Annotated in this window: 16 protein-coding genes; 11 read left to right on the forward strand and 5 right to left on the reverse strand. The window is 41.8% G+C overall.

Annotated elements, in window-relative coordinates:
- Nucleotides 1-25 precede the first annotated feature (25 nt).
- The gene (gene arsB / locus WKV44_07605) at nt 26-1,084 is read left to right on the forward strand and encodes an ACR3 family arsenite efflux transporter (GenBank protein MEM5948408.1); all 1,059 of its coding nucleotides are present in this window, start codon (nt 26-28) and stop codon (nt 1,082-1,084) included.
- 38 nt (nt 1,085-1,122) lie between these two features.
- On the opposite strand, the gene WKV44_07610 is transcribed toward arsB, so the two are convergent.
- Entirely contained in the window at nt 1,123-1,809 is a 687-nt protein-coding gene (locus WKV44_07610) for a hypothetical protein (GenBank protein ID MEM5948409.1), read from the reverse strand.
- Nucleotides 1,810-1,958: 149 nt separating this feature from the next.
- On the opposite strand from WKV44_07610, the gene trpS reads away from it, so the two are divergent.
- The 4 genes from trpS (at nt 1,959) to WKV44_07630 (ending at nt 4,987) form a co-directional block, all read left to right on the forward strand.
- Nucleotides 1,959-3,017 carry a tryptophan--tRNA ligase gene (trpS, locus tag WKV44_07615; protein MEM5948410.1) on the forward strand — a complete coding sequence of 353 codons (1,059 nt, stop codon included), beginning with the start codon at nt 1,959-1,961 and terminating at the stop codon, nt 3,015-3,017.
- Between the two features lie 3 nt (nt 3,018-3,020).
- Nucleotides 3,021-3,737, forward strand: coding sequence for an HAD family phosphatase (locus tag WKV44_07620; protein MEM5948411.1), 717 nt, complete (start codon nt 3,021-3,023; stop codon nt 3,735-3,737).
- Between the two features lie 210 nt (nt 3,738-3,947).
- Entirely contained in the window at nt 3,948-4,616 is a 669-nt protein-coding gene (locus WKV44_07625) for an RNA methyltransferase (protein MEM5948412.1), read from the forward strand.
- A gap of 59 nt (nt 4,617-4,675) precedes the next feature.
- Nucleotides 4,676-4,987, forward strand: a complete 312-nt coding sequence (locus WKV44_07630) for a DUF1820 family protein (GenBank protein MEM5948413.1) — start codon at nt 4,676-4,678, stop codon at nt 4,985-4,987.
- A 20-nt stretch (nt 4,988-5,007) separates the two neighbouring features.
- Here WKV44_07630 and WKV44_07635 read toward each other — a convergent pair whose 3' ends face one another.
- On the reverse strand, nt 5,008-5,850 hold the full coding sequence (locus WKV44_07635; protein MEM5948414.1) for a zinc metalloprotease HtpX: 843 nt from the start codon (nt 5,848-5,850) through the stop codon (nt 5,008-5,010).
- A gap of 234 nt (nt 5,851-6,084) precedes the next feature.
- Between WKV44_07635 and WKV44_07640 the strand changes: the two genes are divergently transcribed.
- Nucleotides 6,085-6,351, forward strand: a complete 267-nt coding sequence (locus tag WKV44_07640) for a cupin domain-containing protein (protein MEM5948415.1) — start codon at nt 6,085-6,087, stop codon at nt 6,349-6,351.
- 164 nt (nt 6,352-6,515) lie between these two features.
- On the opposite strand, the gene WKV44_07645 is transcribed toward WKV44_07640, so the two are convergent.
- The 3 genes from WKV44_07645 to WKV44_07655 all read right to left on the reverse strand — a co-directional run bounded on the left by WKV44_07645 (nt 6,516) and on the right by WKV44_07655 (nt 10,323).
- A complete protein-coding gene (locus WKV44_07645) occupies nt 6,516-8,204 on the reverse strand; it encodes a glutamine--tRNA ligase/YqeY domain fusion protein (protein ID MEM5948416.1) in 1,689 nt (562 codons plus the stop codon).
- Nucleotides 8,205-8,387: 183 nt separating this feature from the next.
- Nucleotides 8,388-9,419: an AI-2E family transporter gene (locus tag WKV44_07650; protein ID MEM5948417.1), complete on the reverse strand. Its 1,032-nt coding sequence runs from the start codon at nt 9,417-9,419 to the stop codon at nt 8,388-8,390.
- A 70-nt stretch (nt 9,420-9,489) separates the two neighbouring features.
- Nucleotides 9,490-10,323: a hypothetical protein gene (locus WKV44_07655; GenBank protein ID MEM5948418.1), complete on the reverse strand. Its 834-nt coding sequence runs from the start codon at nt 10,321-10,323 to the stop codon at nt 9,490-9,492.
- A gap of 97 nt (nt 10,324-10,420) precedes the next feature.
- Here WKV44_07655 and deoC point away from each other — a divergent pair, with 97 nt between their 5' ends.
- From deoC to WKV44_07680, 5 genes are all read left to right on the forward strand, one after another.
- Nucleotides 10,421-11,092: a deoxyribose-phosphate aldolase gene (gene deoC, locus WKV44_07660; GenBank protein MEM5948419.1), complete on the forward strand. Its 672-nt coding sequence runs from the start codon at nt 10,421-10,423 to the stop codon at nt 11,090-11,092.
- A gap of 230 nt (nt 11,093-11,322) precedes the next feature.
- The gene (locus WKV44_07665) at nt 11,323-12,312 is read left to right on the forward strand and encodes a BMP family ABC transporter substrate-binding protein (GenBank protein ID MEM5948420.1); all 990 of its coding nucleotides are present in this window, start codon (nt 11,323-11,325) and stop codon (nt 12,310-12,312) included.
- 138 nt (nt 12,313-12,450) lie between these two features.
- Nucleotides 12,451-13,977: an ABC transporter ATP-binding protein gene (locus tag WKV44_07670; protein MEM5948421.1), complete on the forward strand. Its 1,527-nt coding sequence runs from the start codon at nt 12,451-12,453 to the stop codon at nt 13,975-13,977.
- Nucleotides 13,974-15,125: an ABC transporter permease gene (locus tag WKV44_07675; protein ID MEM5948422.1), complete on the forward strand. Its 1,152-nt coding sequence runs from the start codon at nt 13,974-13,976 to the stop codon at nt 15,123-15,125. Before WKV44_07670 ends, WKV44_07675 begins: the two co-directional genes overlap by 4 nt.
- On the forward strand, nt 15,122-16,066 hold the full coding sequence (locus WKV44_07680) for an ABC transporter permease (GenBank protein ID MEM5948423.1): 945 nt from the start codon (nt 15,122-15,124) through the stop codon (nt 16,064-16,066). Before WKV44_07675 ends, WKV44_07680 begins: the two co-directional genes overlap by 4 nt.
- Nucleotides 16,067-16,197 lie beyond the last annotated feature (131 nt).

Below are 16,197 nucleotides of genomic sequence, written 5' to 3' on the forward strand. Positions count from 1 at the left end.
TTTTTTTATAATGTTTGGAGGCTTTATGGGCGACAAAAAGATTGGTTTTTTTGCAAGATATCTTTCTTTGTGGGTTTTACTTTGTATCGCACTGGGTGTTGCTATAGGCACTGCTTTTCCTTCTGTACCTGCGGCTCTTGAAAGAATGCAGTATGCCAATGTATCTATACCGGTGGCTGTTCTCATATGGCTTATGATATACCCCATGATGCTCAAAGTTGACTTTAAGAGCATAGTCAATGCAGGGAAAAAGCCCAAGGGGCTTTTTCTGACTCTGGTTATAAACTGGCTTGTAAAGCCTTTTACCATGTATCTTTTTGCATGGTTTTTCCTTAAGGTTGTCTTTGCAGCTTTTATACCTGGAGAGCTTTCTACGGAATATATAGCGGGAGCTGTACTTCTGGGAGCTGCACCCTGTACAGCTATGGTTTTTGTATGGAGTTATCTCTCTGATGGAGATCCCGGGTATACGGTTGTTCAGGTTGCTGTAAACGACCTTGTTATTCTTGTAGCATTTGCTCCCATTGTGGCTTTTTTGCTGGGGGTAAGTGATGTTAATGTCCCCATGGATACGCTTTTACTATCAGTTGTCCTTTTTGTGCTCATACCTCTTGCAGCAGGATTTATAAGCAGAAACCTTATAATCAGGAACAAGGGAAAAGAATGGTTTGACAATGTTTTTTGTAAGAAGTTTGACGGTATAACAGAGGTCGGGCTTTTGCTTACTTTGGTAATTATTTTTTCTTTTCAGGGTAGGACAATACTTTCCAATCCTGTTTCTATTCTTCTTATAGCCATACCTCTTATTATACAGACCTTCTTTATATTCTTTCTTGGAATAGTCGGAGCAAAACTCCTCAATGTCCCTTATAATATTGCAGCTCCCGCCTCTATGATAGGAGCTTCCAACTTCTTTGAGCTGGCTGTTGCAGTGGCAATTAGCCTGTTTGGACTTTCTTCTGGTGCTACTCTTGCAACTGTTGTAGGGGTTCTTGTTGAGGTACCAGTGATGCTCAGTCTAGTAAAGATAGCACTTTCCATGAGAAACTCTTTTTATAAAGAAAACTTAAAAGAAGCGGCGTAAATATACAATACAAAAAAGGCAGGGATAGCCTGCCTTTTTTATTCTATTTTTTCCAACACGCTGAATAATTCTGGAGAACCTGGTGGCCCTAGTGTTCCCTTAAACTGCACAAGAATACCGGTGTCTTTATCATACCAGTAAGTACTATTCCAAAAAGCTCCCATCCAGCCTGCTAGTGTTATCTCAACTCTTATGGCTAAGATATCTTTACCCATTATGTTGATTTTTTCCACATCTTTTTTTGTTGCAACCATCTTTATAAGCTCTCCGGTATCCGCACGGAAGACATAAAACTCCATCTTGTCCAGTTTCTGGTTCTTTATAAAAGGAATAAAGCCAAACTCAAAACAATTCATAAAAGGGATATTTTCTTTTATATCAATGTTTTTTTCCTTGGTTTTGTTTTTTCCTTTATCTGTAGTTATGCTGCTAAGAGTTTTCTTTTTCCTATCTGCTTCAAGGTGGATTTTTGCCTTATCGCTGTTAAAGTCCCATGCTATTGTAAACATGCCGTCCTGTATTGCTGTCCATGTATTATCTTTGCTCTCAAGCTCTATTATCAGATGACCGTTCTTATTTCTTACCTTGTAAACAGTCCTTTCTATCGAATTGTCTTTTTTGTTTTCTACTTTATATACATATGTTTTACTTGTGATATCATTGGAAAACGCATTGTTTATAAGAAAACAAAAAAGAAATAGGGCAGTGATAATACGTATTTTCATAATACCTTCCTTATTTTGCAAATCTTGCAATATATTTAGAGTATATAGCTTTATGATTTTTTTTCCAGAGATAAGAGGTCTTGCACCTTGTTTTTTTAACCTTTATACTATGCCAGATTTGATATAATAATACACAGGATGATTTTATTATGGAGAAAAAAAGAATTCTTACCGGAGACAGACCAACAGGAAAACTTCATCTGGGACATTATGTTGGTTCTATATCCAACCGTGTAAAATTGCAGGATAAATACGAATGCTTTTTTATAATAGCAGACCTGCATATGCTTACAACCAAGCCTGGTAAAGAAGATATAGAAGCGATTTCTGATAATGCAAGAGATATGGTACTGGACTATCTTGCCTGCGGCATAGACCCGGAAAAATCCGTAATATATCTTCAATCTGCAGTGCCCGAGATATATGAGCTTAATCTCTTTTTTGAAATGCTTGTGACTGTTCCACGGCTTCAGCGGCTTCCTTCTCTTAAAGATATGGCAAAAGCTGCACATCTTGATGAGATGCCTTTTGGTCTATTGGGATATCCTGTTCTTCAGGCAGGAGATATCCTTTTGCCAATGGCACACTTGGTTCCTGTGGGAAAGGACAATCTTGCACATGTGGAGCTTACAAGGGAGATAGCAAGACGATTTAACAATCTTTACGGAGAAGTCTTCCCCATACCAGAGCCTCTAGTAGGTGATGTTCCCACACTTGTGGGAATAGACGGTAAGGCTAAGATGTCCAAGTCTCTCAACAACGCAATAATGCTCTCCGACGATGCAAAAACAGTAGAGAAGAAGGTTTACAAGATGTATACGGATCCCAACCGAGTCAGTGCGGATGTTCCCGGGCAGGTTGAGGGAAACCCCGTATTTATATACCATGACATATTTAACAGTGACAAAGAAGAAGTAGAGGATCTCAAGATGCGTTACAGAGAGGGCAGAGTAGGCGATGTGGAAGTCAAGCAAAAATTGGCTAAAGCTCTCAACAATTTTCTTGAGCCCATAAGAGAAAGAAGAGAAAAATACAGCAGTATAACAGGTTATGTTGATGAGGTTCTCTATCAGGGTACCTTAAGAATGAGAGAAGAAGCCAGGAAGACCCTAGTGACAGTACGCAAAGCCATGGGGCTTACAGGAGTATGGAACAGAATCTCCCGTAAGGCGGAAAAATACAGAAAAAACGCAGAAAAAGAGAAGTAGAGCATGCTTAAAAAAACAGAAAAATCTCCCTTTAAGTTGGAAGCAGCCATATTTGACATGGATGGCACTTTACTCAATACAGAAGATATATATTACCAAGCTGATAAAAATTTTCTGGAGTTGTTTGGCATAGAGTATACTTCTCAGACACACGAGTATATGATAGGCAAGGGGGTAAAGGGCTTTCTTGATTGGACTTTAGAGCAAAAGCCTGATATCCCGTATAGCTACCAGGAACTTGCAGCACTTAAAGAAAAGATATTTCTTGACTGTGCAATTGACAATGCGCAAGTCTTTGACCACATGCTTCCGCTTCTCAAAGCTTTTGCAGAATCCGGTATTCCCTGCGCAATAGCTTCCGGCTCATCTCTCAATGTGATAGAAATCCTTACGGAAAAAACAGGCATCAGAGACTATTTTTCTGCACTTGTGTCTTCCGAGAATGTGGAGCGTCCAAAGCCATATCCTGACGTCTTTCTTGAGACGGCAAAGCGGTTGGGAGTATCCCCGTCTCATTGTGTTGTCTTTGAGGACTCTCTTCCCGGTGTAAAAGCAGCGCTGGATGCTGGTATGATGTGCATTGCTATCCCCACTATAAAAAAAGAAAAATATGCTCCTGAGTTTTACGATGCCCATATACTCTTTGAAAATGGCGCAGAGGAGTTTGACTACAATATCGTTTTGGACTGGCTTGGACTCAGTCTCTGTTCTGCAAAATAAAGGGATAAAAACTTTATACCGAACGTACTAAGGCGTGCTGTAAGCCCGCCTTAGTACTGCCTCTGGCAGTAGACTACTACACTCTTTGCCGCAGGCAGGAGGGACTACTTTATTCTTTATTATTTTGCTTATTTTTGGAATTCCGACGTTTGGTATGAAAATACTGTCATGTTTACCTTTTTTGTTTTTATCTGTATACTCTGTCAAAATATGGAAAGGACAGAAATACTTGCGCTGACAGAGTATCTTAAGCAATATGTTACGTCCGAGAGGCTGGCAAGGATGGAAGAAATCTTGTCTCTCAGGACACGCTATATTGTGCTTGGGCTGGAAAACATCTATCATCCTCATAATGCTAATGCTGTTCTCAGGACATGTGATGCAATGGGTGTGCAGGATATTCATATCATAGAGGATGCCAATAGATTTTCTCCTTCTGATGGGGTTGCCCTGGGTACTTCCAAATGGCTGAGCCTTTATCGCTACAAATCTGCAGAAACAGCTATTGCAGAGCTTAGGAAATCAGGATACAGGATTATTGCGACAACTCCCCACCATAATCCTACTCCGCTTGAAGAGGTGGATATTGAGGCTGGTCCCTGTGTATTTTTCTTTGGCGGGGAGGTTTCCGGTCTCAGAGAGGTTGTTCTGGATAATGCGGATGAGTATCTTGCTATTCCTATGTACGGCTTTGTCGAGAGTCTTAATATCTCCGTGTCTGCTGGTATGGTTCTGCAGTCTGTTGTTTCTAAGCTTAGAAAAAGCTCTGTGGACTGGAGACTTTCTGATTATGAGAGAGAGGAACTTCTCCTGGATTGGCTAAGGAAGAGTATCAGGAATGTTGATGCAATAGAAAAAAGGTTTTACGGTATTTCCTGATTGGAGTTTTTGCTTTCTTTATATATTTTTAATATATATTGTTGGTATAGAGGTTGATTGTGTCTGTATACAGGATTCATGTTAATTGGAAGGATAAAGAGCTGGTTGTGGAGGCTAAGAGCCTGGACATGACTCACCCGTATTTTGTATCAATTAAGGACATTATTCTTCCTCAAAAGAGCAGTCTTATTATAAATCCGCAAGATGATGACGTGAGAAAGCTGGTTGGAAATGCTAACCATATCATGATTCCCTTTCAAAAAGTGGCGCTCATAGAAGAACTGTCAGAAGAGGAACATGCTTCTGCATCCCGTGTGAGGTCCTTTAAGGTAGAAGAGGGGGGAGCAAAGGATACTCCCCCTGGAGACTGATTTTGCTTCTTTTGCAGTTTTTATTGTTTGAGTTCCATAAGCTTTTTTATTCTTTCTCTTGTGGATGGATGGCTCATAAAGATAGAAAACTTATCTTCTTCTGTACGTCCAAAGGGGAATAAAACAGACATCAGTCTTCTGGTAGGTATACTTATCTTGTAAAGTGCACTGGCAAGGCCTTCCGGGTCATGGGTAAGTTCTGCTGCTACAAGGTCTGCGCCAAACTCCCTTGTTCTCTGGAGTGCAAGGCTTACGAGATTGCTTATTATAGGCAGACTAAGCAGAAATAGTGGGAAAAACATGACAAGAGGATTGTAGGAAAATAGCCAGAAGGGTGTAAAGAGGACTATCAGCCATCCAAGCTGTGCAACAAAGGATGTAAACTCCTGCAGCATAAAAGCAAAGCGGAATAATCGCAGGTCTCTGTTCTTTATATGTGCTATCTCATGGGCAATCACACCTGCAAGTTCTCTGGGATTTAGGTTGGCAATAAGTGCACTTGTCAGGACTATCCTGGGATTTTCTTCTGTTCCTAGTGTCATGGCGTTGAGCATTTGTGAGGGCATCATGTAGAGTTCCGGCATTTTATTGAGGCCTGCTTCCTGTGCTATGTCTCCTGTAATATCCCATGTATGGGGATAATCCCAGCGTGATATGCGTATGGCTTCAAAAGGAAGCATGTTTGTGATACTTTCTACTCTCAATAGTGCATAGATTGCAAAACTAGATAGAACAAGCAGGACTCCTACTCCTCCGAGTACTGTCCTGGCTGCCATGTATGTTAGAAGAATAAGCAACGCAAGCCAGAACATTGTTTTCCCCATGAGAATAAATTTTTCTCTAAGTATATTGTCTCTATTCATAAGACCTCCATTTTGTTAAAAGCAATATCCATGCCATATTTCTATATAATCTGTTTTTTATTCTCTGTTATAAGTATTTGTGATGGTTTGAGTTATACATGGTATATTTTGCTTATCCGCTTTTCTGTATACTATAACAATCTTTGTGTAAAAAAGATACAAAAAACAAGATTTTATGTGTCATTATATGGACTTTTTATTTTTTACTGGTAAAATTTATTTTTGGAGGGTTTTATGGAGATAAAAAAGCTTGTCTTGAAAGATAGCGAGATAGAGGAAAGGGGTATAAGAAGCTGGCCTGTATGGAGTTGCGGTGTGGAGAGATTTCCCTGGAAATATGATTCGGAAGAGCACTGTCTTATTTTGGAGGGGCATGTGGTTGTAGAGACCGATGATGGAAGTGTTGAGTTAAAGGCGGGGGATTATGTCATTTTTCCTGAGGGGCTTGTGTGTACCTGGGATGTTAAGAAGCCAGTAAAAAAACATTACAGCTTTTTTTGACTCAACAGCTTGCTTGGAGTATTTTGTTTTTCTAAATATATAAGCAATTGATGCACAGTATTTTTATGATGTGCTTATGTCTTTTCTCTATATTTGCCGTAGGCAGGAGGGAAGTGCACCTGCTTTGTTTTTTTGCTGTTATTGTGTGCTTCCCTCCGTTCGGTTTATTGTGACATTTTCTTTTTGAGTTTTTCCCATTCGTCTTTGAGTGTTACCGTACGGTTAAAGACTGGTTTTTGTGGTGTAGAATACTTGCTGTCAAGGCAGAAGTATCCTTTGCGCAGAAATTGGTAGTTTTTGCCTGGTTGCGCGTCTTTAAGTGCCGGTTCCAGCTTGGCATCCGTGCATATTGTAAGAGAGTTGGGGTTTATATAGTCTAGGAATGTTTTGTCTTCTTCTGTATCCAGTGGGTTTTCGCGTGTAAAGAGTCTCTCATACAGCCTTACTTCTGCGTTTACGGCATGGCGAGCGGAAACCCAGTGTAGAGTTGCTTTTACCTTTCGGTTTGCCTCAGGCCCGCCGCTTTTTGTTTCTGGATCGTAAGTGCATCTGAGCTCCGTTATATTCCCTTGAGCATCCTTTATGACTTCTTGACATTTTACTATGTATGCATGTTTAAGCCTTACCTCACGTCCCGGTGCAAGTCGGAAGAACTTCTTGGGCGGGTCTTCCATAAAATCGTCCGCTTCTATGTAAAGCTCACGACAGAACGGAATCTCCCTTGTGCCTGCGCTATCATCCTCAGGATTGTTCTCAGAGATGAGCATCTCTACCTTATCCTCTGGATAGTTGGTAATAACCAGTTTTACAGGATTGAGAACAGCCATCCTCCGTTCTGCTGTTTTGTTGAGCTCTTCTCTTATCACAGCCTCAAGAAAAGCCATATCCACAGTACTGTCAACCTTGGAGACACCTATTCTGTGGCAAAAATTGCGTATGCTGGATGGGGTAAACCCCCTGCGTCTTAGACCTGCTATAGTAGGCAGCCTAGGATCGTCCCATCCATCCACATGTCCCTCTGTAACCAGCTGAGTAAGAAGACGCTTGCTCATAACAGTATGGCTAAGGTTGAGCCTAGCAAACTCAATCTGTCGCGGATGGTGTAAGTCCTCAAACTGATTGAGAAACCAGTCATAAAGAGGCCTATGCACCTCAAACTCCATAGTACAAATTGAGTGACTTATCCCCTCAAAAGAATCCTCAAGTCCATGAGCCCAATCATAAGTAGGATAAATACACCACTTATCACCCTGCCTAAAGTGGGAAACCTTTCTTATCCTGTACATAATAGGATCACGCAGATGCATATTGGGAGAACTCATATCAATCTTAGCCCTCAGTACACACTCTCCCTCTGCAAACTCACCCTTCCTCATCTTCTCAAAAAGTTCCAGATTTTCTTTTATGCTGCGATTTCTGTATGGACTCTCTATACCAGGCTCCGTAGGCACACCACGCATTCTACTAATTTCCTCGGCAGAGCTATGATCTACATATGCCTTCCCCGCCTTAATCAGCCGCACGGCAAGCTCGTACATCCTCTCATAGTAATCGGATGCAAAGAACAACCGGTCCTCCCAGTCAAAGCCCAGCCACCTAACATCCTCTATTATGGAGTTAACAAACTCATCGGTCTCCTTCTCTGGATTGGTATCGTCAAAACGCAAATTGCATTTACCATTATATTTCTTTGCTATAGAAAAATTAAGCACTATAGATTTGGCATGACCTATATGAAGATACCCGTTGGGCTCTGGTGGGAAACGCGTATGCACAGAAGTAAAACGACCCTTCTCAATGTCCGATCTGATCGCATCATCTATAAAATTATCAGGATAAACATTAGTACTCATAAAACCCCCGTAAAATCAAAACAAGCATATACCGCAGACAACACTTTTTCAATAGCACACAATAAAAAAATACCGAACGTCCTTACCCGTACAATAGCCGGCATAAGGTCATAAAAAGTGCGGGCAAGGCCTGCCTTCGGCACACAACAGCATGGCCTTGCATACATCCCGGAGTAGGGAGGATTATCTCTTTGGTCTTGGAGGAGCAGTACCCATAAAAATGCTCACCGCTTTTAGAGCGGGAATATTCTCGCATATAATCTTTATAATCACAGTAAGAGGAACAGCAATAAACATCCCGGCAATACCCCATATCCAACCCCACATAAGGAGAGAGAACAGGACTATAACCGGACTCAGGTTGAGACTCTCACCTGTCAGCTTGGGTTCTATAACATTGCCTATAGTTATCTGTATCACAAGCATGGAGGCAGAAACAGCAATAGGAAGATGCCAGCTGGGATAAAATTGAATAACCGCAAAGACACTTGAAGCTGCCCAAACAACAGTAGACCCTATATTGGGGATAAAATTAAAAAGAAAAGCCATAAGCCCCCAAATAAAGGCAAAATCAAGACCTATAAGAGAATAGACAAACCATACTACCAATCCCGTTGTCAGACTTATAAAAAACTTTATAAGAAGATATCTGGATATCTGCTCTGCAATATGCTCCATAACACGGGCAATCCTGGCAGTCATACCACGTCGTAAAGCCCGTATCATCTTTCTGGGAAGATGCCTCTGCTCCATAAGAAGGAAGAGTAAAAATAGGACTACAAGCAGAGTATAAGTAATAACACTTACCAGCTTACCGGACAAACTTACTACATAAGAACCAAGAGTCCTAAGCCATGAAAGATCGTTAAACAGCCACAAATCAAGCTTGAAGCGTTCTTTAAGAAGTGAGTACAGCTCTGTAAACCTGGTCTGATACCTGGGATATTCCTTTGCAAGAGCATATACACTGGAAGAAAGAAGCCCTGCCAGAACCATTATCACCATAAGCAGTATAAACATTACCACTATTATACCAATAGCAACAGGAATCCTTGCTCTTCTCATCCTGTCGACAAAGGGCACAAAGATAAAAGTAAGAAGAATAGCAATAACAAGAGGCAAAACTACCTGCTGAGTAAAGTGCAAAACAGCACCCAAAGCAAGCAGAGTCATGATAGAAAGTAAAACGGTTTGAAGCCTTGTAAATCTTTCCATATGTACATAAATATAAAAAAAAAGCGGGCAAAACGATACCCGCTTGTAAATCAATTATAAAAAAATGTGCCTATTGGCCACTGTTTTCGGAAGAAGTTTCTGTGTTTTCCATTGTTTTGGGTTCTGCCATAAGGCTTTGAGAAAGCTCGTCCAGTTCTTTGTTGAGACTGTCAACAAGGTCAGCCGTAACAGGCTTTGACTGAAAATCGGACAAGACTTCTGTCAGAGCAGTATACAGCTCTTTTTTATCATCCTGATACTTTGTCTTAGCTTCTGTATACTTTGCCCAGAAGACAAGATCATCCTGCCTGTCGGAATAATTTCCGGATACCCATACGGATTCTACCTGTCCCCAGTCACCGTAGTTATGAAAATAGTAGATTTTATGTTTGCCGCTTTTTTCCGGCTCAGTGCTAATTCCTATGATAGTAAAGGCTGATAAGCTGCCTTTTGATATAAGCTCTGCTGGTGCAGAGTAAAAGTCAGTTTCTTTTGTTATCACTCCTACTGTTGAAGATGGAGCCACATAATAGGAGTGCACCCAGCCTTCGCTGCCATCGGATCGTTTTACCTTATAATAAGCATATGTTTTGTTTTTATCCGTAGGTCTGTAATCCGTTTCTCCTGAGAGCTCTACTGCTTCTCCTTTGCTGAGGACAGCCACTCTTGCTCTGTCTTCTCCAAGGCTACTCCATAAAGTGATATCTTCCATAACAACTCCGGAGCCTGCTTCTATGTTTTCTTTTCTTACAGATATGGATGCAGCTTCCTCTGAGCCTTCTGCTTTTTCTATGGCTTTCGTGTCTTTTTTGCCTGTAATCTGCTCTATCTTATCACATGATATTATAAAAACAGAAAAAAATATTGTTATAATTATCAATATCATAACTTTATGGCTTCTCATACTTACCCCCAGGCTTTTTATAAAATAATTATGCAGGTTTTGTTAAAAATCATCAATAAGTTTATTATACTATAAGATAATAACCAAAGGAGTTTTTATGGTAGATTACGATAAACCTGACAAAAAAGAGCTTGCTTCTTATATTGATCATACTTTATTAAAACCCTTTGCAACTCAAAAAGAAATAAAAAAGCTGTGCGAGGAGGCTGTAGAGTATTTTTTTGCCTCTGTGTGCGTAAATCCCGTGTGGGTACCTTACTGTGCATCTTTTCTTAAAGGAAGCGATGTAAGGGTCTGTACTGTTATAGGTTTTCCTCTGGGGGCAAATATAAGCGATGTTAAAAGAAGAGAAACAGAGATTGCTGTATCTCAAGGTGCCAGGGAGGTGGATATGGTTATAAACATTGGTGCCTTAAAGCAGGGGGATTATAATCTGGTACGAGACGATATTGGGGCTGTTGTTGGTTCTTCTGGAGATGCTCTTGTCAAGGTCATAATAGAGACATGCTTTCTTACAGATGAAGAGAAGGTTACTGCTTGCATTCTTGCAGAGGAAGCTGGTGCTGATTATGTAAAGACTTCTACGGGCTTTGGTACGTCGGGCGCTTCTAAAGAAGATGTTGCGCTCATGAGAAAAACTGTAGGCAACAGGCTTGGTGTTAAGGCTTCCGGTGGTATAAGGAGTCTTGAGGATGCCCTGGACATGATCAGGGCAGGTTCTAGCAGACTGGGGACATCTTCTGGTGTTAATATAATTTCTTCCTTATAATAGTTGTGATTACAAGGTAAATTGTATTGTTTTGTATGAGGTGTTTTTGTTTATACACGGGTTATTCTAAGATTTGTTTGGTTTTTTGTTACTAATTTTTTATTGACCTGCTGGTCAAAGCCTACTATAGTAAAAAAGGGTCTGTCAGACCTGTTATTTTTATAGTTTTTGGAGGGATTGTGAAAAAGATTTTTGCAGTTACTGCTTTTGTGTTTATTGCTTTTGCTCTTATTGTTTCCTGTTCCGGTAAGAAGCAGCAGGAAGCTTCTAATGCTCCCGATTTTAAGGTTGGTCTTGTGACTGATGTTGGTGGTATAGATGATCGTTCTTTTAATCAGGGGACATGGGAAGGGATTGTGAGATTTGGCAAAGAGCTAGGGCTCAAGGAAGGTGTGGGTTATAAGTATCTCCAGTCTTCTTCTGAGGCCGATTATGTGCCCAATCTTTCTACTTTTGCTGATGAGGGATTGGATCTCATTGCTGCGCCTGGTTTCCTTTTTACTGATGCCATGACTCAGGTTGCTCAGCAGAATCCTGATAAGCATTTTCTTATAATAGATACTTTTGTAGAGCTTCCCAATGTGGTGTCCGCTGTTTTTGCCGAGCATGAGGGGTCTTTCCTTGTAGGTGTTGCAGCTGCTCTTAAGGCAAAGGCAGACGGTAAGGATACTGTTGGCTTTATTGGTGGTATGAAGTTTCCTCTTATAGAGAAGTTTGAAGCGGGTTATACTGCGGGTGTCAAGGCTGTGTATCCTGAGTGTAATATTCTTGTGGATTATGCGGGTGATTTTGCTGCTCCAGATAAGGGACAGGCTCTTGCTATCAAGCAGTATAATGCCGGTGCTTATGTTATTTTCCATGCTGCTGGTGCGACCGGTAACGGCCTTATCAAAGAAGCTAAGGAACGCTCAAAGAAGGGCGATATTGTATGGGCTATAGGTGTTGATAAGGACCAGTATCAGGATGGTATCTATGATGGGGATAAGTCCGCCATTCTTACTTCTATGGTAAAGCGTGTGGATATAGCAGCTTACAGTGTTGCCAAGATGGCTTACGAGGGTAAGTTCCCTGGTGGTAAGGTCCTTGTGTTCTCTCTCAAGAATAAGGGTGTGGGTATTCCTGAGAATAATCCTAATCTTTCTACTGATATTGTAAATACTATTAAGGATTATGCTGCAAAGATTGCTTCCGGTGAGATTGTTGTACCGGATAAGCCGTAAGTTTTCTAATCGTTTTTTATCTTTAACAAAGGGGCACCGTAAGGTGCCCCGTTCGGTTTTGTGTTTTAAAAATATTTGTTTTTTTATTTTTCTTCTCTTATAATAAGAGGGAGTTAATCTTTGTCTTGCGGAGGCTTTGTGGGTGCTGCTGTAGAGTTTATAGATATTGTCAAGGATTTTCCGGGAGTCAGGGCTAATGATCATGTAAGTTTTGTTGTGGAGGAAGGCTCTGTTCATGCTATCTTGGGGGAAAACGGAGCGGGTAAATCCACTCTTATGAGTGTGCTTTTTGGTCTATATAGGCCGGATGCAGGGCATATAAGGGTTAAGGGGCGTGATGTTGTTATTGCTAATCCCAATGTCGCTACGTCTCTTGGTATTGGTATGGTCCATCAGCATTTTAAGCTGGTGCATAATTTTACAGTTACTCAGAATATAGTTCTTGGTATGGAGCCTCGGAGGATGGGGCTATTGGATATCAGTGCTGCACGTACGCGTGTGGTCGAGCTTTCTGAGGCTTATGGGCTTGCAGTAGATCCTGATGCTGTTATAGAGGATATTTCTGTAGGAATGCAGCAGAGGGTAGAGATTCTTAAGATGCTTTATCGTGATGCGGATATCCTTGTTTTTGACGAGCCTACTGCTGTTCTTACTCCTCAGGAAATTGACGAGCTCATGGATATTATAAAAAAACTGGCTGCTTCCGGAAAGACTGTTCTCCTCATCACTCACAAGCTCAAGGAGATAAAGGCTGTAGCCAAGCGTTGTACGGTTCTAAGGCGCGGTAGGGTTATTGATACGTTTTTCGTATCCGATGTTTCGGAGTCGGATATGGCTAAGATGATGGTTGGACGGGAGGTCTCTTTTTCTGTTGATAAGGAGGAATCGTCTCCAGGTGCTGTTAGGCTTGAGATTGATAATCTAAGGGTCAAAGATGAGAGAGGTGTTTTTGCTGTTGATGGTCTTAGCCTTTATGTAAGGGCAGGGGAGATTGTGGGACTTTGCGGTGTTGATGGTAACGGCCAGAGGGAGCTTGTATATGCGCTTGCAGGTCTTCTGCCTGTGGAGTATGGCAGCATACGGCTTAATGGGACGGAAATTTCCAAGCTTCCAGTTATAGAAAGGCTTAATGCTGGTATAGGCTTTATTCCCGAGGACAGGCAGAAACATGGTCTTGTCCTTGATTTTCGTATAGACGAAAACATGGTTCTTCATGATTATAACAGGCGTCCTTTTTCCCTATATGGTATCTTGCAGCCAGATGAGATGTACAGGCATGCAGAAAAGCTTATGCAGGAGTTCGATGTGCGTGCTGGGGAAGGACCGGCATCCCTTGCTGCAAACCTTTCTGGAGGTAATCAGCAGAAGGCTATACTTGCAAGGGAGATTAACCGCTCTCCTTCTGTGCTTGTTGTTGTACAGCCTACACGCGGTCTTGATGTGGGTGCCATAGAGTATATCCACTCTAGAATTGTTGCAGAAAGGGATAAGGGGAGAGCTATTCTTCTTGTATCATTTGAGTTGGATGAGGTTATGGATCTTTCAGATAGAATTGCAGTAATACATAATGGCCATATAGTTGGTATAGTATCTGCTTCGGAAACCAATGCTAATGAGCTTGGTCTTATGATGTCTGGTTCTACCATAAAGGAAAAAACAGTATGAATATCAGAGTAAAAAAAATGGCAGTTCCTGTTATGGCAGTTGTTTTTGGTTTTCTAGCCGGGACTGTAATATTGCTATTTAGCGGGCGTTCTCCTCTTATTATGTTTAATGTTTTTATTAAAGGTCTCTCCGGTATTGATTTCTCTCATATGTCCTTTAATCCGCGATATTTAGGCGAGTTTTTTGTTCAACTCATACCTATAACCCTTGCAGGTCTATCTGTTGGCTTTGCCTTTAGAACAGGGCTTTTTAACATAGGAGCGGAGGGGCAGTTTATGATGGGAGCCATGGGTGCCACTATGGTTGCCCTTATGGTAAAGGCTCCTTTTTTTGTCCATGCAATACTTTGCCTTGCCGGAGCAGCCCTTATGGGAGCAATTTGGGGGGCTATTCCCGGTTTTCTCAAGGCAAAGTTTAATGTCCATGAAGTCGTTGTAACCATAATGTTTAACTACATAGCTCTCTATGTATCCAACTGGGTGCTTCTAAATATTGTAAAAACATTGGATAAGGTAAAAACAGCACCTTTCCCCGAGACAGCTTTGTTAAAAAGCGAGTTTCTGAGTAATATAACGCGGTTTTCCAGACTCAATTGGGGAATAATCATAGTGCTTGTGGCTGTTTTGCTATATTGGTTTCTAATAGAAAAAACAAGCTTTGGCTTTGGCCTTCGTGCAGTAGGCTTTAATAGCCATGCTGCAAGACATGCTGGTATGCCTGTTGAGCGTAATATGGTGTTAAGCATGGCCATATCTGGTGCATTTGCAGCTCTGGGTGGAGCTGCTGTTGCCATGGGCACCTTTGGCTTTGGGAGAGTCTTGTCTGCTTTTGAGGGCTATGGCTTTGATGGTATTGCAGTTGCCCTTGTAGGCGGCAATAGCGCAGCCGGTATCCTTGCCTCGGGAGGACTCTTTGCGATGCTCAAAGCCTCCCAACCTCTTCTCCAGTCACAGGGGGTACCCAGAGAAGTTGTTGGCATAATACAGGCACTTATAGTCATGTTTGTGGCAATGAAACTGGGAATAGAATACGTGTTGGACAGGCTTGGCAGAAGAGAAAACGCATCCTCTGCAGAAGAAGACACAAAAAAAGAAGACAACAGTCTACATGACACAGAAGAACTCAAAAAAACGGAGACAGAAAAATGAGCCTATTTTTAGACATGTTTCCAATAGCACTCATGTTTGCAAGCCCCATAATCATAGCAGCCCTTGGAGGTCTCTTTAGCGAGCGCTCCGGCATCGTAAACATAGCCCTGGAAGGAATAATGATGGTAGGCGGATTTACTGCAGCAGCACTTACATATTTCTTAGAACCCGTTACATCTCTTGCACCCCTGTTGGGACTTACTGCAGGAGCTGCAGCAGGCTTGATATTCTCTTTTTTGCACGCCCTTGCCTCCGTAAATCTGAGAGCTGACCAGATAATATCCGGTACTGCTCTCAACATCCTTGCTGGCGGACTTACCGTTTACTTGTGTCAGATAATCTTTAAACAGCAAAGAACACTTGCCTTCTCGGAAGGCATAAAAAAAATAACAGTCCCCTACATGGAAAACATCCCCCTCCTAGGTCCTCTTTTTTTTAGAAACAACTACCCAACATTCTTTCTTGCGTTGGCACTCGTTCTTATAACATGGTTTATCATGGAAAAAACAGTATTTGGCCTGAGACTCAAAGCCTGCGGAGAACATCCGCAAGCAGCAGCCACTATGGGAATCGACGTTTACAAAATGCGCTACGCAGGCGTACTCATATCCGGAGCATTAGCCGGACTTGCGGGCAGTGCAATGGTCCTCACTCAGGACATACAGTACACAGTCACCTCTATACACGGCACCGGATTTATAGCACTTGCATCCCTCATCTTTGGCAAGTGGAGACCCTGGACAGTTCTGGGAGCAGCATTCTTTTTTGGCTTTTCGCAGGCCATATCGCTCTACGCGCGCGACATAGGCTTTCTATCTCTACTCCCTTTGGAAGCATTCCAAGCACTGCCTTACGTACTTACCATACTTGCGCTCATCGCTTTTTCTAGCCGCTCCGTAGGTCCCAGAGCTGTGGGGCAGATATACGACCCCTCAAAATAACACAATACCGAACGGCAGAAGGTGCGCATGCGAGGATATGCATATAGAGCCAGCGCACCTTCTGCCTGCCTTGTGTCTACAAAAGGAACAGCAGTCAAGAACAAAACTAGAAAAACAGCCAGTAAAATAAG

Source organism: Spirochaetia bacterium 38H-sp, from assembly GCA_039023545.1.
Lineage (GTDB): Bacteria > Spirochaetota > Spirochaetia > Winmispirales > Winmispiraceae > Rarispira > Rarispira pelagica.